Consider the following 18,320-nt stretch of genomic DNA (forward strand, 5'->3'; position numbering starts at 1 on the left):
CCGATCGAATGCAGGTTCTGCGCGCAGTCCCGTGCGTGGATGTCGTGGCAGCTTAACCGCCCTCGGGGCCAGGAGCGATGGTCTCGGGCCCGCGATACCGCCCGCGACCCGGCTCACAGGTCGGTCGGGCGCGACCGGTGGGCAGGAGGCGGTCAGCCGGCGTTGCGGTAGGCCTCCAGCCGCAGGGCGAGGTGCAGGTCGTCGCGGTCCGCGCCGGTCCTCAGGTTCACGCCGGTGACGGCCTCGATCCGCTCGATCCGGTAGTAGAGCGTGGTGCGGTGGATGTGCAACCGCTCGGCGGTGCGGGTCACGTCGCCGCCCGCGTCGAGCAGCGCCCGGGCGGTCAGCAGCAGGTCGCCGCGGTCCAGCGCGGCCAGCGCCGGAGCCCCCGGGTGGACGTCGGCGACGGCGAGCGAGTCCGGGGCGGCAACGATCAGGTGCCAGCCGCCCAGGGCGTCCCAGCTCGGGTGGGCAAGCGTGCCGCCGGCCCGCAGCACCCGCTGCACGGCGCTGGCCCGGCGAACGGCGACGTGCAGCTGGGCCAGCGGCAGCGGCGGCCCGCTGGTCGCCCGGACGGTCCCGGAGCCGGCCAGGTGCACCCGCATCCGGCCGGGCAGTTCCCAGCCCCGGCCGTGCGGCGGGGCGGTGACCACCACGGTGCTGGCCGGATCGAGTGCCTCGAGCCGGATCAGCTCGCGGGCCGCGTCCGGATCCTCGCCGGCGGCGAGCAGGGCGAGCAGCGCCGCCCGCCGGTGGGTGCGCCCGTCACCGGCCGACCGCTGCCGGGCCAGGTGAGCCGCCGCGACGTCGGCGCACTCGACGAGCAGGTCCACCTCGGTGACGGTGTGGTCGGGGTCCAGCACCCACAGGTAACCGAGCAGGTCACGGCCGCCCCGCAGCGGCAGGCACCAGCGGGCCAGCATCTCCGCCTCGGGCACCGCTGGCACCCGGACCGGCCCGGTCGCCCGGGCCAGCCCGAGCCGGGCCACCATGGCGATCGCCGCCGGATGGACCTCGCGTTCGAGGATGGTGCGCATCCGGGTGGCATCGACCGTGCCCTGCCGGCTCCACCACAGCGGCCGGTGCCGCGGGTCCTCGACCAGGACGGCCCGGCCGAGCGTCGCACCGAGCCGGTCGACGGCTTCCTGCACGCCGTCCGAGGTCGTCATCGCGCCTCCTCCGGGCCGCTGCTTCGACAAATGTAGGAAACCCTACCCGGATCTTCCGCCACGGCGCCGAAGCCGACTGAATGCGTCGATTTATAGGATTCAGCGCTAGCCAGGGGATTCGTCCGCTGTCGGTAGTCAACTGCTGACAGCGGGTCGATGGGGGCCCGAAAGCTAGCAGAGGGGCCGGAGTTGACCGCCCGCGCCCGTGAAGTTGAGGGGCCCGTGTCCGACCGGACGCGGGCCCCTCAACTTGTGCCGGATACGGGGTCAGCTACGGCCGGCGGCGTTCCAGGTAGGTGTCCGGCGCCGGCTGGAAGCCGAGCTTGGCGTAGAGCGCATGGGCGTCCGCGGTGTGCAGCATCCACCGCCAGGCCGGCTGGCTGTCCACCACCTCGCGGACGATCGTGAGCCCGAGTCCCCTGCCCCGGTGCTCGGCCAGCACGTAGACGTCGGCCAGGTACCCCAGTGCCACCCCGTCGGAGACCACCCGGGCGAAGCCGACCTGGGCGCCGTCCGGTGCGTAGAGCCCGACGCAGCGCCAGGCCGAGTCGATCTGGCGGAGGATGTCGTCGGGGCTGCGCCAGCGGTGCCAGTAGGCCTCGGTGGTCAGGAACCGCACCACGGCCTCGCGGTCGAGCCGTCCGGGATCGTCGTCGAGCTGGTAGCCGCCGGAAAGGTGCCGCAGCATCCGTCCTCCTCGCTCGCCGTGCGTCCGCCGGCTGGATCGCTGGCTGCGCGGAACCCGGCCGAGCTGACTGGACGAGCCGGCCGCACCTGGACGATAGGTGAATGCGCTCCGGCAGTTTCCGAAGCTGGTTCGCACTCACGTCCTATCGACTGTGGCTACGCCGCATTCGGCCCCGCGAGTCGATTTCGTCACGAGGAATAGATGCTTTTGCCAGAAGACAAAGAATACCCAGCCTGCTAGGATCACGGCCTAACCCACAGGCCGTTCAGGAAAAGCTTACCTCCACCCACCGGCACCGTCCTAGTAAAGGCCTGGGAGGGGAATTCCTGTGCGAAATTATCTCGGCTCGCCATCGCAACCCTTGAATGCCCAATGTCGGCCGCCGGTCACGTGGGGCCGGGATATCTCTCGCAGTGGACGACATCGACGTCTACGTTGCTTGACGAGGCCGCCGCCGATACGAAGTATGACGACTCGTGGGGCAACTCCTTCCCACGCTCGGCCTCGGCACGTTCGGCTTTCCCGTTTCTCGTCAAGGGAATGACAGCTCAACCTACCGGTCGTCGCAACCGACGGCGGGCGTTGTCTCGGGTGGCGGCTGTACCGGTAGTGGCACGTTCCTGAGCGCCACCACATGCAGGTAGTGAGATATATTCGGTTACCCGAACGGCGCGGGGGTCTATAAAAGCGACAGCGGCCGGTTACTTCTTCACGAGGCTCCACTGCATTGTGGTCTCCTCCGGCGGCACCTTCTACCGGGCACTGCCCCAGCCGACTCCAGTTGGGGTGCCTACGCCAACTTTGCGTTCAATTCCAACTGGGCAACGTCCTACAGCTGATTCGGCTTGGAGGCAGCTATGGCCCGTCCCTGGATTTCCACCGTGACCGCACTACTCAGCGGATTCCTGACCGTCCTCACCCTCGTCACCCGCGACTGGCTCGAGGTCACCGGATTCGATCCTGACCGGCACAGCGGCGCGGTCGAGTGGGGGCTGGTCGCCATTCTCGGCGCCATCAGCCTGGTCTCCGGCGCGGTCGCCGGTACCCGGTGGCGCCGTGCGATTGCCTCGACATGAGCGAGAACCAGCAGCCACCGCCCGCTCCCCCGCCATCCGGGCCGGGTGGCCACGCGGCGGACCGGCTACGAGAGCAGCTGATGCGCGATCTCGGGGAGATTCCCGAAGGCCATGACCCTGGCCGGCCCTCCGGCGCCACCGGAGAAGACGCCGATTCCGACGAGGTCGGTCCCGACGATGCGGACTCCGGCGACGCCGACCGGGACGAGGACATTGAGCAGCACAGCGATCAGGACGGACGCGAGTCCGGCGAGGAGAGTGCCTGATGCGAGGACCATCCGACGAAGCCATTGACCGTCGCACCACCGAAGGTGCTGCCGGCGTGGCCGGCCTGACGGCCGACCAGCCACAGCCCGTAGAACGCCCGAGCGGCGGCAAGGCGCTGCTCCGGCTGGTCGACCTGCTCGTCAGCTCCGGATTGCAGGACGCGGCGGTGGCCAGCATCGAGACCGCGATCGGCGAGCCCGTCAGGGCACAATGGCGTGAGCGTGCCGAGCAATTCCTGGCCATCCCGCCGGATCTGCCGGAGTACTCGGCCGACGAGGAGACCACCTCGCGCCGCGCGGAGGAGATCGCCCAGGCAAGCATCGACGCCGCCATCTGGACCAGTCCGCCCACCACCTCCGGACCGCAGTGGCGCTCGCTCGGCCCGACCACCATCCCGAACGGGCAGACCTACGGCGCCAGCCGGGTGAACGTCTCCGGACGGGTCTCCTCGATCGCGGTCGATCCCGGCAACGGCGCCCACCTGCTGTGCGGCGCCGCCAACGGCGGGGTGTGGGAGAGCTTCGACCGTGGCGCGAGTTGGGCGCCCCGTTCGGACTATGCGCCGTGCCTGGCGGTGGGTGCGGTGACGTTCGACCCGAGCAATCCCCGGATCGCCTACTGCGGACTGGGTGAGGGCAACTGGTGGTGGTGGCTCGGGGCAGGCGTGCTGCGTTCCAGTGACGGCGGAACCAGCTGGACGACGCTGTGCACGGCACCGTTCGTGGGCAGCGGCTTCTTCGACCTGCAGGTCGATCCGGGCAACGGCAGCCGGCTGTTCGCCGGCACCACGGGCGGCCTGTACACATCCACCGACGGCGGGACCACCTGGACCCGTCGCAGGAGCGCCACGACCTGGTCGGTGTCGATCACCGCAGCCAACGGTGAGGTGCTCGCGGCGTGCAGCGACGGCGTATTCCGCTCCACCGACAACGGCAACACCTGGACCGCCGCGACCCTGCCCGGCGCGCCCGCCGGCTTTACCCGGCTGGCGACCGCGCTCGCCCGGAGCGACCCGAGCATCGGATACGCCTGGGGCAGCGGGAATCCGGTCACGAACAACGTTCCGACGGCCTACCTCTGGCGGCGCGCCGGCGGCACCTGGACGAGCCAGACGCTGCCGCCGGGAGTCGCCACCGGCCAGTCCTGGTACGACTGGTTCCTGGGCGTGTCGCCGGACAATGCCAACCAGGTGTACTGCGGCGCGATCAGCGTGCACCGTGGCGACCTGGCCGCCGGCAGCTGGACCTGGACGGACATCGCGACCAAGGCGAGCGGCGACTCGATCCATCCCGACCAGCACGCGATCGCCTTCGAGAACGCAAACCCCAACACGATCTACGTCGGCTGCGACGGCGGGCTGTACCAGTCGCCGGACCGCGGCATCCACTGGGTGCACCGCAACAACGGCCTGGTGATCTCGGAGTTCGAGTACCTGGCGCACAGCATCGGCTCGTCCCGCTGGCTGCTCGGCGGAACCCAGGACAACGGCACCGAGCGGTGGCAGGGGTCGCCGGTGTGGGACCACGTGGCCGACGGCGACGGCGGGGACTGCGCCGTGAACCGGGCCGACCCGACGGTGTGCTTCCACACCTACTACGGCATGAGCCCGGAACGCTCGACCACCAGCGCGAACCCGGGCTCCTGGACCTACATCCCACCACCGGTTCCGGCCAACGAGGGCTCGCCGTTCTACCCGCCGTTCGAGGCCAGTGCGACGAACGGCACCACCATCGGCATGGCCGGCAACGCCTTGTACCTCTCGCGGGACAGTGGAGCGAACTGGACCCGGCTGGCCTACCCCAGTGCCGGTTCCGGCAGCGCGATGTACATCCCCACGGCCGACACCGTCCTGGTTGGCCTGGGCGACGGACGGCTGCTGCGTACCACCTGGAACGGCACCTCGTGGCCGGCATTGACCCTGGTGGCCACCCCGCGCAGCAGTGCCGTGATGAGCGACATCAAGGTCGATCCGTCCAATGCCAACCGGATCTGGCTCACCTATTCCCCGGTCGGCGCCGGTCGGGTCTACCGCTCCGACGACGGCGGGGCGACGTTCACCGACCGCACCGGCAATCTCCCCAACCTGCCGATCACGGCCATCGAGGTCGATCCCTGGAACGGCAACCGGGCCTGGGTCTCGGCCTCCCTCGGCGTCTACCAGACCTGGGACGGCGGCGTCAGCTGGAGCCCGTTCGCCGACAGCCTGCCCAACTGCTACATCGGCGATCTGGTCTTCCATTCCAGCGCCCGGGTGCTGCGCGCCGGCACCCGCAACCGCGGTGCCTGGGAGATCCCGGTCGACGGGTGGATGACCGCGCCGGCCTGCGGCACGCAGTGGACCGGAAGCCTGGCGGCGAACCAGACCTTGCGCTGGTTCACCTTCAACTGGCCGGCGACCTGGCATGTGGTCTGGACGGTGATGCCGACGACCGCCGGAAGTGCCGCACAGGTCCAGTGGTCGGTGCAGGTCCAGCGCGCCTCGGCCGAATTCGTGACCTACTGGATCTCGGTCACCAACCTCACCGGCAGCCCGGTCACCTTCGAGGGCCGCTTCGGCATTCTCAGCCGGTACTGACCACCCGCCCGACATCGACACGGAAGAGGAAGAAGGCCCTTGACATGTGGACCGGAACCCAATGGACGGGCAGCCTGGCTGCCGGCGCGAGTAACCGGTGGTTCACCTTCAACTGGCCCGCGAGCTGGCATGTCGTCTGGTACATGATGCCGACGAGCGTGGGCACCGTTCCCGAACTGGACTGGTCGGTGGCCGTCCAGCGGGCGGACGCCAACAACTGCACGTACTGGATCACGGTGACCAACAGATCCTCGGCGAGCATCACCTTCGAGGGCCGGTTCGCGGTGATGTCGCCATGACCGCGGCCGCCGAGGAACCGGGAGTCACCGACGCCGGCCCGGCGCCGGCGGTGTCCACCTCGACCGGTACCGGCCCGGCGCCGGCCGAGCCGTCCGCCGAGCTGCTGGCCCAGGCGGCCGAGCGCGGCGCCACGAACGCGGGTCCGGCGCCGGCACCGGGCGGCGGCGGGGACGGCATCGGCGCCCCGGCCCGCTTCGTCGCGACGTCGGCCGCGGCGCACGAGCAGTCGCACGGGCATTCGGCCGGAGCGGCACCGACCGGCGGCCAGTAGCCCTACCGCCGCTGCTCAGACCAGCTCGCCGCGCTTCCTGCTCAGGTAGGCCCGCTCGGCGGAGTTCTGGGTGGCATCGACGGCGGCGTCATAGGCCTGCTTCGCCTCGGCGGTCCGGCCGAGCCTGCGCAGGAAGTCGGCGCGGGCGGCGTGCCAGGCGTGGTACCCGGCAAGGGGCAGCCGGTCGACGAGGGTGAGGGCGACCTGCGGGCCGTCCAGCTCGGCGACCGCGACCGCGCGGTTGAGCGCGACCACCGGCGACGGGTCGAGCCGGGTCAACTGGTCGTACAGCGCGACCACCTGCGACCAGTCGGTGTCCGCCGCGGTGGCCGCGTCGGTGTGCACGGCGTTGATCGCGGCGAGGATCTGGTAGCGGCCGGGCCGGTTGATGGCGAGGCACTCGCGGACCAGGCCGTGCCCCTCGGCGATCAGCTCGCGGTCCCAGCCGGCCCGGTCCTGCTCGCCGAGCGGGACCAGTTGCCCGTCCCGGACCCGGGCCACCCGCCGCGCCTCGGTGAGCAGCAGCAGGGCGAGCAGGCCGGTCACCTCCGGCTCGCCGGGGAGCAGGTGGCGCAGCACCCGGGCCAGTCGGATGGCCTCGCCGGTGAGCTCGGCGCGCACCGGGTCGCCGCCGCCGCTGGCCAGGTAGCCCTCGTTGAAGACCAGGAACAGCACCGCCAGCACGCCGCCGAGCCGTTCGGGCAGGTCGGCGGCCTCCGGCACCCGGTAGGGCACCTTCGCCGCCGCGATCTTCTTCTTCGCCCGGGTGATCCGCTGCGCCATGGTGGCCTCGGGCACCAGGAACGCCTGGGCGATCTCGGCCACGGTCAGCCCGCCGAGCAGGCGCAGCGTCAGCGCGATCCGGGCCTCCGGCTGCAGCGCCGGGTGGCAGCAGGTGAAGACCAGCCGCAACCGGTCGTCCTCGACGGGCCCGACGGGCTCGTGAGGGGTGTCGTCGTAGGACATGAGTGCCGCCTGGTGCTTGGCGTCGCGCTGCTTCTCGCGGCGGATCCGGTCGATCGCGCGGTTGCCCGCGGTAGTGGTGAGCCAGCCCCCAGGGTTGGCAGGCACGCCGGACTCCGGCCACTTCTCCAGTGCGGCCACCAGGGCCTCGCCCGCCGCCTCCTCGGCGATGTCGATGTCGCCGAAGCGGCGGACGAGCGAGGCGATCAGGCGTCCGTACTCCTCGCGGAAGACCCGCTCGACAGCCGGCTGGCCCTGCATCGATCGATCAGCCGTTCGGGCAGGCTCAGGCGAGGCCGTCGAACGGACGGACCTCGACCTTGCCCCGGCACGCCTTGGATCCCTCGGCCGCCAGCTTGAGCGCCACGTCGAGGTCGGGCGCGTCGATGACCCAGAAGCCTCCGATGGCCTCCTTGGTCTCGAGGTAGGGGCCGTCGGTCATCACCGGCGTTTCGCCCTGGCCGTCGACGACGGTGGCGGTCGCCGCCGGCTGCAGCCCACCGGCGAAGACCCAGTAGCCGTCGGCCTTGAGCTTGTCGTTGAAGGCGCCGGTGGCGGCGAACGCCGCCTCCATCTCCTCCTGGGAGCCGTAGTTGCCGTACTCGTTGCGCTCGGCGGGGCCGTGCACGCTCAACAGGTAGTGCGTCATGTCCGCTTCTCCTCGTTCGGGGCGATCCCGGTGACCGCCTGCTACCTCTCCCACGAACGGCAACTGCTCAATACGACAACCTGCCACAGAAAGTCTTCGTTCGGGCTCCGGAGTCGCTTCGAACGCGACATCGATCGAGCTCTCATGCAGTGGTCGCCGGAATGGCCGGCGCCGACCTCGACGACTTCGGCGCTCCGACGGGCGAATCCGCCATTCACGAGTCCAAGGCTTCGAGCAGATCCTGTGCCAGCAGCGTCACGCTCTCGGCAACCGCCGCTGGGTCGCCAACCAGCTCCTCGGCAGCGCCAGCCATCACTGATCCGCGCGCGCCGGAGTTCCGCGCGAACAACTCCTCGAGGACAACGAGCGCTTCACGAGTCACCTCGGCGCTGGCTTCCTGGAGCAGCAGGCGGCCAGTGGCCGCCCGGATCGCTTCCGTGTCGACGGCTCGCAACAAGCGGTAGACGTCATGTGCATCCTTGTTGTCCAGCCTCGACGGATTCCCGATCCGGTCGCGAAGCTTGTGCAACTTGGCCACCAACAGAGCAGCTGGGCCGGCCACTGAGACCTCGAACTCGCGCACGTCGTCGGCGACGGCTCGCGCGCGAATGACCATCTTCGACTTGTCCACCAAGGCCGCTTCGATGCCACGCGTCCGGCGCATGGCCTTCGGGTCGTGCGGCGGCACCCGCACGCCACGGCGTCCTGGGCCGGCGAAGGCTTCGGGCACCATCAAGTCGACCGGCACACCGCGAGATGAGATCCAAGAACCGATCGCACTGGGCCGCGGATCGGGAGTGAACCCGGAGGCGCGCATGGCTTGCTCAACCAGCGGATCGCTGCCCAACAAGGCCGGGTCCACGGCGACATCCCCGTCGGTGGTGTACTCGGCAAGGGCGACCTCGGCCGAGCCGGTGTGCGGGTAGATCGCCTGCGCGCCCACAATGACAAGCGCATCCAGGTGGGCTTCCAATGCCTCGAGGGCGTCGAGTAAACCCGTTCTGGCCATGACTACTGGATCAGTCACGACGCCACTGCTCCTCGTTGGATTTCATCCACTCGATCAAGTACTCGCCTTCGGCCGGCTCGCGACCGGGCCCGTTGAGCAAGTCAGCCGCTACCTGTGCCGGTGCGGCAACGGGGTATCCCGATCCAGAGGTAACCGTGTTCCGGAAGGGGACGTCACCCACGGTCGCAGGCTCCAGCAGGATGACATTCGGCGCGGCTGCGTTGGCCCTGAGCCCCCACTGTTCTGCGGCCTCTTGGATCGACGAAACGTACACGTAGGCAGCCTTGGCCGGCGCGTAGCCGGCCCATTCCTTCGCGGCAACCGAACCTGTCACAGCCGCGGGAAGCCTCGGCGCCTCGGCGAGCTTGGCCAAGAAGCGGTCAACGCCACGGGGCTCGATGAACGCCATGATTCGAGTCGTCGTCTGGAATGCGGCATCAGCGCTCCACTGGCGAAGCAGCCGCTCCCAATCTGTCGCCCGGTAGCGCTCATCGCTCTTGGCGATGAGATCTTCGCGCTGGAGGTACTCCAGCACCCGGTAGGTCGCCCCACTCGAAGCACCCGAAGTCGCGATCAACTCGCGCACACGCCAATCCCGGCGGTGATCCAGCAACGCCCGAGTCACCCGGGCTGCCGGCTCTCCCTTGAGCGTTCCGCGTGGACGACCCCTTCGCCACGGGTCGCGGTCCTCCCCCCGTTCCGATAGGAAGATTGCCGGCGAGTCGACGACGATGCGCATGTTCCCCGTCGCGTCCACGTAGGAAAGTCCGCCGTCGGCGAGCGCTTGGCGCACCGATGCCGAGAGGTACCGCGCTGCTACCACCGGAACATCTTCCGGGCTCGTCGTCATGCTTCGCGCTCGGTCACCGATGCCCGCGACGTCACGACGCTCGATCACCGGCTTGACTTCGATCATCAGTCGCGCGAGGCGTCGGTCTGGCGTCTCGATCTCGATCTCGAGGTCAGGGCGCAACGAACCCTTCCCCGGCTCAAATCTTTCGGTTACCTGCCAGCTCGCCGGCAGACGATCACGCACCATAGTGGCGACGCGACGCCCCACCTCAGCAGCCGTAAGTGCATCGTTTGCGGGCAAAAATCCACTACCGTTCGGATATGTTAGGTATTCCGCTGGCAGCGGAATAGGGTACTTACTAGAACATCCTAGCAGCCCGTTCGGTAAATGCGGTTACTCCGCTGCCGGTGAAACTGCAGGCTTTCCTGAATCAGCCCTGGCGGCTCGCACCGGCATCGTCACCCCTGCCTGACTTTGCTTATCAGGCTCACGGCCTGAGTCCACACGGTTCTGTCGGCAGTCGGATACGCCGGCCGAGGAACGCTTCGACGTCACGGGCGCCCGCGTGTGGGGCATCGCCCAGCCGGGCTGTCCCCGGGTAACCCGGTCAGGGCGCGCACTGCACGCGGACGCGCACGCCGCGCTGCGCGTCGTGCTGGTCGATCGTGGTACCCACGCAGTCTGTCCCGTGCAGCGACGCTGCGTTCAGGTCAGCGGCGTACTGACCGACCTCGCGGGCGTAGTCGGCCATAGCCTGCCTGAACTCGCGGACCGGCATACCGACCGTGCCGGTGAACTGCGGATAGGGTCTCTCGCGGAAGAATCGAAGGAAGTCGCGGGCGTGGCTGCCCTCGTGGAAGCCCAACGTGGTCGTGCCTGCCGCGACATCTTCAGCCGTGGTTCCGCGCCCATACGCCGATGGCACGTCGGGGCGGAGCCCGCGGCCGTACGTCGTCCGAATCGTGGCCACCGGTTGACCAGGCCCCGTGAAGGACGTGACCTGCCCACCGCGGGTCCGGAAACTGATCCGGTACGGGGAGAACCGGATCGTCGTCTTCGCCCGGACCGCGTTGTTCCGCCGGTCGGGCAACACGATGACGTTCACATCGCCGGCGGTGAACGACGCGCGCCCGCGACGGTCGACATGCGCCTCGGTCGGCACATCCGCCGTTATCCCGGGGACCCGCATGGTGGGGAATGCCCACTCCGGGATGAGCGAGCGGTGCTGTTCGAAGAGCGCCGCCGCCGGCCGGTTGGTCAAGCGGGCGGCCGTCTCGATGAGCGTGCTGAGCGCGTGCAGGTAGGCACCCCGCAAGGCCTGGTACAGCGCCGGGTCGGCACCGAGGTCGTCGATGACCATGCGACCCTGGGCCTCCACCATCTGCTGCCACTGTCGCAGGACCCGCTCGACGGGCGGCGCCGCGGTCACCTGTGCGTAGTAGTCACTCGCGCTCTCGAGAAAGTGGATCGTCGACTGGACGAAGTCCCGCCGATCGGCGGCGGACACCGCGTGCGGTGCCGCGGCACCGGGACGCGCCTGGCGCAGCACGAGCCCGTCGCGGCCGTCGAGCTGGACCACGTGCGCAAGCTCATGGGCCAGCAATCCGGTCCGGTCGGCCGAGCCGAGCGGGCCGCCGAGCAGGATGTCCCTGCCGACGGTGAATGCCTCGGCGCCGAGCCCGGCGCTCAGGCGTGCCGCCCGCTCGCTGTCGTGGACACGCACCTGGCTGAAATCGTGACCGAGACGCGCCTCGTGCCTGGAGCGCAGAGCCGCAGGCATCGCCCGGCCGCTCCGACGCTCGGCAGCGAGCTCGTCGGCGACGCCTGGCAGGAGCGCAGCTCCGGGCGTGGGCGGCACCTGGCGGGACGCCCCCGGGGAGGGATCTCGGGTGCCGCGAAGATCCGACGCCCCCGCGCGATCCGCCTCTGCGTCGAGCGCTGCGGCCCCTACCGCAAGGTGCACCGGCGCCGACGACTCAGCCGATGGCAGTGGCCTACGCACCATGAACGGTCGCACCGAAGGACTGTAGTGCCGGTGATGTCACGACGACGTCACTCGAGTTTGCCGGCGGCCGCCGGGAGCGTGGACTGGTCGCTCCCGGCTGACGGCGGTGCCCTCCTGGTCAGCGGCCGGCTGGGCTCAGCCGTCCGACGCCGGTGCCGGACAGCTTGCCGAGGCCGGCCATCCGCCCGGTGAGCAACAGCAGCAATGCCTCGATCGGGCCCTCGACTCTCGCACCCTCGCCGACGGACCAGTCGATGTCGGTGGCGACCAGTTCCAGGCCGGACAACCTGGCCCGGGCCTGGAAGGCGGTGGACAGCGGCCAGGGCATCGTCCACACCCGGGTGGCGGCGGTGGCCGCGGCCTCGACCGGCATCGGGCGCGCCCGGCCGAGCGGAACGGCGATGTCCTGGCCGTGCACCAGGACGTCCACCAGCGGCTCGAGGTAGCTGACCCCGGCTGCGCGCCTGCGCGAGCCGGCCATCGCGCGGATCTCGGTGGTCACCTGTCGCTGTGAGCCGGTGGCGTGGCGGCGGGCGGTGTCGGCGATCATCCGGGCGAAGTTGCCGCGCGCCTGGACCATCCCCAGCGCCACTCGGGCCGGACCGGTGTGGGCGAGCGCGAGGTGCGCGGCGACATCGCAGACCCGCCATCCCGAGCACAGCGACGGATGCACCCACTCCTCGGCCGAGAGGTCCTCGAGCAGGTCGGCCAGGCTGAGCCGCTCGTGGTCGATGACCGCCCATACGGCGTCTTCGCTCATACGTGACCTGGGAGACCTAGCCATGGCCGCACTCCGAGTCGAACGGTAAGTAGTACGATGTTCTGACTAAATTAGTTCGATGATCTGACTTCTGTCAAGGAGGCTTCGTGTCCGCTGACGTCGAGGAGGGGGCTGATCAGCTCAATGTCGGGCTGCTGCTCTTCATCCCCTACCGGGCGATGGAAACCCGGGTGTTCCGGGCGCTCGCCGCAGCCGGCTTCGACGACTTCACGCCGGCGCAGGCACGCGTGATGCAGCGGATCGGCCCGAACGGCACCCGGCTCACCGAGCTCGCCGAGGCAGCCCAGGTGACCAAGCAGACGGCTAGTTTCCTGGTCGACCAGCTGGAGCGAACCGGCTACGTCCGGCGGCTGCCCGACCCCTCGGACGCCCGGGCCCGACTGGTCTGCATTGCCGAACGGGGTATCGCGGCACAACCGGTCGCCGAGGCGGCCGTCGCCGAGGTCGAGGGCGAATGGCGGGCGCACCTCGGCGAACGACAGTGGGCTCAGTTGCGCCAGGCGCTGACCCGGCTGCGCGAGATCACCGACCCGTACCAGTGAGGGACGACGACGGGACGATCTGCGCCGTGTCGATGCTCAAAATCGAGGGCCCGGACGCTTTCGCGTCCGGGCTGATCGCGACGTGGAGGCGGCCGCACCCGAACCGAGGCGGCGAACGCGAGTGACATCCCCGCTCCGGCAGGGGTTGTCCGCCGTTACCAGGCTGGCGAGCCGAGCCGCCTAGTAGCCGACGAGTTGGGGATCGGTGAGGCCACCGTCCTGAAGGTGCTGCGAGCTGACGGAGTCGACGTCAAACCGGCTGGCGCTCGCTACTGATACTCAGCGGCGCAAGGGGCGGCTGTCTGACACGCTGAACGGTGTGAGGGACGCAGGCTGTTCCCTTGACGAACACAATGCCCATTTGGGCGATCATGGGATGGATGTGTTCCCAACCGTCAATCCCTGTGCTTTACTTCGCTCATCGAGCCCCTCGGAGGCGCCGATGAGTAGCTGAAAGTGGGCGTTGGTCACGCCCATCCTGGTTGCCACTGCAACGGCTGCTCCGACTGTTGTCAGTGACGGCTGAGATCGCTACCGATCAGGCGTGCTCGAAGTGGGCTTCGTGTGCGGCGTCGAGGTTGGCGGCTACGCAATACCTGTAGTACCGGGGTGGTCCCCCTTGGCGTACGGACAACTGCTCGCCGACCTCGTCGGCTTGAGCGGAAGTGACCGCAGCTTCTCCTCCACGCACTCGCCGTCGAACTAACCACACCCGCCGCACCGCTCTATGAGTAGATCCGTCGACTCCCTAAACTGGAGGACGTTACGACATGAACGAAAACCTGCCGCGATGAAGGCGCAGCCGCAGGGTAAGAAGCCCCCTGGCCCGGCCGGCCAAACCGGGGACACCCGGGAGCTCGTTCACCAAATGCGCTACTGGGCGGAACTCACAAATCCGGGTGTTGGATACGACCAGAGCAATCGGTGGAACCTCAAGAACGGTGGCTCGGTCGACTGCTCGTCGTTCGTTATCCTGTGCCTGAGGAAAGCTGGCTTCCAGACAGGTAACGCTAGCACCACCCGCAACATGCGCTCGGAGCTCACGAAGCATGGATGGGTTGTCGTGGAGAACGACGGGCACCCGCAGCCCGGGGACATCCTGCTCAACGACGGCGGTCATACGGCCGTGTATCTGGGATCCGGTGTCCTCGCTCAGGCCTCGATGGATGAGGTGGGGGGCATCAGTGGTGGGAAGCCCGGGGACCAGTCGACCTCCGAAACTAATGTGAGGAAGTACTACAACTTTCCGTGGAAGTGCTATCTCCGGTACCAAGGGCGGCGAAATGCTTCGGTGGTGGCTTCGGCGGTAGCCCATGGAGAAGGTTGGCCGCTGCCGCCCGGCCACTACTTCGGACTCATAACTGGTCCAGACGAGTCGCACGGCGGGTTTTTCCCGGACGAAATCCCGCACGTGAAATGGATCCAGCGCCGCCTGATCTCACTGGGCTACGTCCCGGGTGTGCACGATCCTGTGTCCGACTGGGCCGACGGCAAGTTCGAGACGCCGACCAGGGACGCTGTCGCTCGTTGGCAACACGCAAAGTGGGCCGCACAAACCACCCGATTCGGCGAGATTTGGGAGGACGACTGGGATCGACTGCATCACAGCGCGTAAGCAAGCCAGCAGCGCAATAAACGCGGCACCTCACAAGCCCCAGAAAACCGAAAGAGCCTGTGTCCAGAGGACACAGGCTCCAACGAACCACTATTGGTAGCGGGGACAGGATTTGAACCTGCGACCTCTGGGTTATGAGCCCAGCGAGCTACCGAGCTGCTCCACCCCGCGTCGGTAAGCACCACCTTACCTGCCCCCCGACCTGCCACCAAATCGGGTCAGCCCCGGGTCAGTTCCCGCCCGCGGAGCCGGCCGACGGAACTATCCCGGCGAGCGCATCCAACCGTTGCAAGAGATCGTGCGCGGCAAGCTCGACGTCCTTGTGCCGCCACTCCGAGGCCCGGTACACGCAGGCGATCAGCCCGGTCCGGTGCACCCGGCGGAAGTCGCCGTAGACGAAGGCGTAGCGTGCCTTGGTCTCGTCGTTGGCGCCCTCGGTCAGCCCGAGGTGCCAGACGGCGTACTCGTCCCAGCTGTGCTTGGCGAGGTAGTCGTTCTGGGCGGCGGCATTCGGTTGCACCTCGCCCCAGTCGCTGTCCAGCACGTACTGCCGCCGGTCGATCAGCTGCCGGGCGTGCTCCACGGCAGCCTGGTTGAGCGAGTAGGAGGCCATGGCCTACCTTGGCACATCCGGCATTCCGTATGGGAGGTCCCTGCATGACAGGTGCCAGCCACCCGCCGCCGTGGCCGGAGCTGCCCGGCTACGACGCGTGGAGCGCGACCTGCGACACCCTGCACGCCCACACCCAGACGCTGGGCAAGCTTGCCGTGGCCCTGGCTCCGCCCGAGCCTCAGCTGATGCACGCCGCGTTACGGCTCACCGCGCGCGGCTGGGAGACCCGACCGCTGCCCGCACCGGACGGTTCGGGCGCGATCGTCGTCCTGCTGGACCTGCGCGGTCACCTGGCGGTGGTCGAGCACAGCGATGGACGAACGAGCTCCGTTCCGCTCACCGCGCACCGGTCAGTCGGGGAGGTGACCGTCGACCTCCTCGGTGCCGTCGCGGCGATGGTGGGACCGGTGCCCATCAACACCCGGCCACAGGAGGTTCCCTGGACCGTGGCGCTTGACCAGGACAGCGAGCACGCTACCTACGACGAACAGGCCGTGACGGCGTACTTCGCGGCAGCCACCCGCGCGAGCCTCGCGCTCAACGCACTGCGCGCGCCCTACCGAGGACGCGTCAGCGGAGTCAATGCGTGGTGGGGCAGTTTCGATCTCTCGATCAGCATCTACTCCGGACAGCCCGCCGAGCCACCGTCGGAGGACTTCATCTTCCGGAACGCGATGAACGCCCAGCACATCGAGATCGGATGGTGGCCGGGTGACACCCGATTTCCCCGCCCGGCGTTCTTCGCCTACGCCACCCCCGCACCGCCCTCGCTGAGCGCCGCAGCGGTCGCGCCGGCTCCCGTGCGCTGGGATTCCGACCTCGGCGAGTTCCTGTTCGAGTGGGCCGATGTCGCCGCCGATGATCCGGGAGCTGCCGTTGTGGAGTTCGGCCGGTCGTTCCTGGCGCATGCTTGCGCGGCATGCGGCTGGGACCCCACACTGGCCGCGAGCGCCCAGGGCGTTCTGCCCCCGATCACCTGACGGAGGGACGCACCCGATGCCCCAAACGTGCAGCCACCTCGACACGGTGGCCGACGTGACTCCGTCCAGCGACGGCTGCGAGGACTGCCTTCGTATCGGCGGCCGCTGGGTGCACCTGCGGCTGTGCATGCAGTGCGGACACGTCGGTTGCTGTGACAACTCGCCGAACCGGCACGCGACGCGGCACAATGCCGAAACCGGTCACCCGCTGATCCGCTCGTTCGAGCCGGGCGAGGACTGGTGGTGGTGCTACCCGGACGCCCTCTTCATGGAGATCGACGGCGCCGGGCCCAGTCCCTCACACCCCTGACCGCCGTTCCGTCGCCGGCCGCGCTGTGAGCCCGCAATCGCGCAAACCCCCCGCCGAGCCCGCTATTTCGGCGAGGACGACGGGGACGGGCTGACCGACGGCTTCGGCGTGGACGTCCCGGGTGCGCTCGACCCGGCGCGCAGATAGGCGTTGGTCAGCTCCTGCACCCTCGCCTGGGCCTTCCCGATGGCGGCGAAGTCACCGCTGCGGTAGGCGGCCTGCAGCTCGGTCAGCGCGGTGTTGAGCTGCTGCAGCAGCTGCGCCTGGGTGCCGGTCACCGGTGGGCTGCTCGGCTCGGCGGTGGGCGAGGACGAGGCCGGCGGCGACGTGGACGGGCTGGGACTGCCGGTCTGCGCGCCGGAACTGCCGTCGATCAACGAGATGCCGACCGGGGGCCGGCTCAGGTTGGCCAGCGCCTCCTTCAGGTTGGCGGCATAGCCGATCCGGTCCCCGTAGGCCACCAGCACCCGCTGCAGGATCGGGTAGCCGGTGGAGCCGGAGGCCTGCACGTACAGCGGCTCGACGTAGAGGAAGGAGTTGCCGATCGGCAGTGTGAGCAGGTTGCCGTGGATCACCTGGGAGCCGCCGGAGTCCAGCAGCGAGATGTCCTTGGAGATGGTGGCGTTGGAGCTGAAGGTGTTGGCCAGCTGCTCCGGGCCCTGGATGACGGTGCTGCTGGGCACCCGGAGCACCGTCATCTTGCCGTAGTCCGGTCCGGGATCGCTGTTGACGGTGATGAAGGCGGCCAGGTTGGTGCTGTTGTTGACCTTCATCGGGGTGGTCAGCTGGAACTGCGGCTGGCCGCCGTGGCTGCCCGGGGCGCTGGCCAGCACGTAGTACGGCGGCTGGGCCACCGCCGAGTCCAGGTACGGGTCGTTGGGCACCGTCCACTTGTCGGCCACGTTGTAGAAGTCCCGCGGGTTGTCCACGTGGTACTGCTCGAGCGCCTTGCGCTGCACCTCGAACAGGTCCTGCGGGTAGCGGACGTGGGCCCGCACGCTGTCCGGCATCGAAGCCTTCGGCTGGATGATGTTCGGGAACACCTTCATCCAGCTGCGCAGGACCGGGTCGTCGTCCCACTCGTAGAGCGTCACCTTGCCCGAGAAGGCGTCCACGGTGGCCTTGACCGAGTTGCGGATGTAGTTGATCTGGTTGTCGGCCTGCTGGACCGTCCGGTTGGTGGCGGTGAGCGAGTCGGTGGTCAGGTCCGACAGGCTCTGCCGCTCGGAGTAGGGGTAGTTCGCGATGGTGGTGTACGCGTCGACGATCCACTGGACCCGGCCGTCGATCACCGCCGGGTACGGGTCGCCGTCGACGGTCAGGAATGGCGCGATCTTCTCCACCCGCTGCCGCGGGTTGCGGTCGAAGATGATCTTGGCGCCCTTGGCGCTGGCCGCGTCGTTGAGCAGGAAGTTCGTCTCGCGGTACTTCATGCCGAACGCCAGCCGGTTGAACGGGTTCGACAGCGACACCCCGCCGGTGCCGGCGTAGGTGGTCTTGACGTCCGCGCCGTCGTACTCCCGCGGCGTGCCCGCGGCTCCCACGATGGAGTAGTTGGGCAGCAACTCGCCGAAGTACACCTGCGGCGTGGACAGGTCCAGCGGCCCCTGCGGCGGGATGTCGCCCTCGGTGAACTCCTTGGTGTTGGTCACGTCGCTGCTGGCCGCGGCCGCCGCGAAGCCGTAGCCGTGGGTGTAGAAGGTGTGCGCGTTGA

General features: G+C 68.9%; 19 protein-coding genes and 1 tRNA gene. 9 read left to right on the forward strand and 11 right to left on the reverse strand.

What is annotated here, in order from left to right; all coding sequences use genetic code 11:
• Positions 1-152 precede the first annotated feature (152 nt).
• Positions 153-1,169 (reverse strand): PucR family transcriptional regulator, encoded by a 1,017-nt coding sequence (locus VLJ82_RS19265; protein WP_408664983.1) that lies wholly within the window; start codon positions 1,167-1,169, stop codon positions 153-155.
• A 271-nt stretch (positions 1,170-1,440) separates the two neighbouring features.
• Positions 1,441-1,857 (reverse strand): GNAT family N-acetyltransferase, encoded by a 417-nt coding sequence (locus VLJ82_RS19270; protein ID WP_408664984.1) that lies wholly within the window; start codon positions 1,855-1,857, stop codon positions 1,441-1,443.
• A gap of 881 nt (positions 1,858-2,738) precedes the next feature.
• Here VLJ82_RS19270 and VLJ82_RS19275 point away from each other — a divergent pair.
• The 5 genes from VLJ82_RS19275 (at position 2,739) to VLJ82_RS19295 (ending at position 6,346) form a co-directional block, all read left to right on the forward strand.
• Positions 2,739-2,933, forward strand: a complete 195-nt coding sequence (locus VLJ82_RS19275) for an ABC transporter permease (protein WP_408664985.1) — start codon at positions 2,739-2,741, stop codon at positions 2,931-2,933.
• Positions 2,930-3,199, forward strand: a complete 270-nt coding sequence (locus VLJ82_RS19280; RefSeq protein ID WP_408664986.1) for a hypothetical protein — start codon at positions 2,930-2,932, stop codon at positions 3,197-3,199. The genes VLJ82_RS19275 and VLJ82_RS19280 overlap by 4 nt, the downstream gene beginning before the upstream one ends.
• Positions 3,200-3,255: 56 nt before the next feature.
• Positions 3,256-5,775 carry a hypothetical protein gene (locus VLJ82_RS19285; RefSeq protein ID WP_408664987.1) on the forward strand — a complete coding sequence of 840 codons (2,520 nt, stop codon included), beginning with the start codon at positions 3,256-3,258 and terminating at the stop codon, positions 5,773-5,775.
• Between the two features lie 143 nt (positions 5,776-5,918).
• Positions 5,919-6,074, forward strand: coding sequence for a hypothetical protein (locus VLJ82_RS19290; RefSeq protein ID WP_408664988.1), 156 nt, complete (start codon positions 5,919-5,921; stop codon positions 6,072-6,074).
• A complete protein-coding gene (locus VLJ82_RS19295; RefSeq protein WP_408664989.1) occupies positions 6,071-6,346 on the forward strand; it encodes a hypothetical protein in 276 nt (91 codons plus the stop codon). Before VLJ82_RS19290 ends, VLJ82_RS19295 begins: the two co-directional genes overlap by 4 nt.
• 15 nt (positions 6,347-6,361) lie before the next feature.
• On the opposite strand, the gene VLJ82_RS19300 is transcribed toward VLJ82_RS19295, so the two are convergent.
• The 6 genes from VLJ82_RS19300 to VLJ82_RS19325 all read right to left on the reverse strand — a co-directional run bounded on the left by VLJ82_RS19300 (position 6,362) and on the right by VLJ82_RS19325 (position 12,525).
• Complete coding sequence (locus VLJ82_RS19300; RefSeq protein WP_408664990.1) at positions 6,362-7,570, reverse strand: RNA polymerase sigma factor; 1,209 nt, start codon at positions 7,568-7,570, stop codon at positions 6,362-6,364.
• 25 nt (positions 7,571-7,595) lie between these two features.
• Positions 7,596-7,958 carry a YciI family protein gene (locus VLJ82_RS19305; protein ID WP_408664991.1) on the reverse strand — a complete coding sequence of 121 codons (363 nt, stop codon included), beginning with the start codon at positions 7,956-7,958 and terminating at the stop codon, positions 7,596-7,598.
• Positions 7,959-8,172: 214 nt separating this feature from the next.
• Positions 8,173-8,985 (reverse strand): hypothetical protein, encoded by an 813-nt coding sequence (locus tag VLJ82_RS19310; RefSeq protein ID WP_408664992.1) that lies wholly within the window; start codon positions 8,983-8,985, stop codon positions 8,173-8,175.
• Complete coding sequence (locus VLJ82_RS19315) at positions 8,978-10,006, reverse strand: hypothetical protein (protein ID WP_408664993.1); 1,029 nt, start codon at positions 10,004-10,006, stop codon at positions 8,978-8,980. The genes VLJ82_RS19310 and VLJ82_RS19315 overlap by 8 nt, the downstream gene beginning before the upstream one ends.
• A gap of 361 nt (positions 10,007-10,367) precedes the next feature.
• Positions 10,368-11,540, reverse strand: coding sequence for a DUF4157 domain-containing protein (locus tag VLJ82_RS19320; protein ID WP_408664994.1), 1,173 nt, complete (start codon positions 11,538-11,540; stop codon positions 10,368-10,370).
• A 343-nt stretch (positions 11,541-11,883) separates the two neighbouring features.
• Positions 11,884-12,525, reverse strand: a complete 642-nt coding sequence (locus VLJ82_RS19325; protein WP_408664995.1) for a maleylpyruvate isomerase family mycothiol-dependent enzyme — start codon at positions 12,523-12,525, stop codon at positions 11,884-11,886.
• Positions 12,526-12,704: 179 nt separating this feature from the next.
• Here VLJ82_RS19325 and VLJ82_RS19330 point away from each other — a divergent pair, with 179 nt between their 5' ends.
• Together VLJ82_RS19330 and VLJ82_RS19335 are read left to right on the forward strand one after the other, a co-directional pair.
• Positions 12,705-13,088: a MarR family winged helix-turn-helix transcriptional regulator gene (locus VLJ82_RS19330; protein WP_408665003.1), complete on the forward strand. Its 384-nt coding sequence runs from the start codon at positions 12,705-12,707 to the stop codon at positions 13,086-13,088.
• Between the two features lie 790 nt (positions 13,089-13,878).
• Complete coding sequence (locus tag VLJ82_RS19335; RefSeq protein ID WP_408664996.1) at positions 13,879-14,703, forward strand: peptidoglycan-binding protein; 825 nt, start codon at positions 13,879-13,881, stop codon at positions 14,701-14,703.
• 94 nt (positions 14,704-14,797) lie between these two features.
• Here VLJ82_RS19335 and VLJ82_RS19340 read toward each other — a convergent pair.
• Both VLJ82_RS19340 and VLJ82_RS19345 read right to left on the reverse strand, forming a co-directional pair.
• A tRNA-Met gene (locus tag VLJ82_RS19340) sits at positions 14,798-14,874 on the reverse strand.
• 58 nt (positions 14,875-14,932) lie between these two features.
• Positions 14,933-15,316 (reverse strand): hypothetical protein, encoded by a 384-nt coding sequence (locus VLJ82_RS19345; protein ID WP_408664997.1) that lies wholly within the window; start codon positions 15,314-15,316, stop codon positions 14,933-14,935.
• 44 nt (positions 15,317-15,360) lie between these two features.
• Here VLJ82_RS19345 and VLJ82_RS19350 point away from each other — a divergent pair, with 44 nt between their 5' ends.
• Both VLJ82_RS19350 and VLJ82_RS19355 read left to right on the forward strand, forming a co-directional pair.
• Positions 15,361-16,296, forward strand: a complete 936-nt coding sequence (locus tag VLJ82_RS19350) for a DUF5996 family protein (protein ID WP_408664998.1) — start codon at positions 15,361-15,363, stop codon at positions 16,294-16,296.
• 16 nt (positions 16,297-16,312) lie between these two features.
• Positions 16,313-16,606, forward strand: a complete 294-nt coding sequence (locus VLJ82_RS19355; protein WP_408664999.1) for a UBP-type zinc finger domain-containing protein — start codon at positions 16,313-16,315, stop codon at positions 16,604-16,606.
• 62 nt (positions 16,607-16,668) lie between these two features.
• Here VLJ82_RS19355 and VLJ82_RS19360 read toward each other — a convergent pair.
• On the reverse strand, positions 16,669-18,320 hold a 1,652-nt coding region (locus tag VLJ82_RS19360; RefSeq protein ID WP_408665000.1), incomplete at its 5' end, for a UPF0182 family protein.

Source organism: Jatrophihabitans sp. (genome assembly GCF_035474675.1).
Classification (GTDB): domain Bacteria; phylum Actinomycetota; class Actinomycetes; order Mycobacteriales; family Jatrophihabitantaceae; genus Jatrophihabitans_A.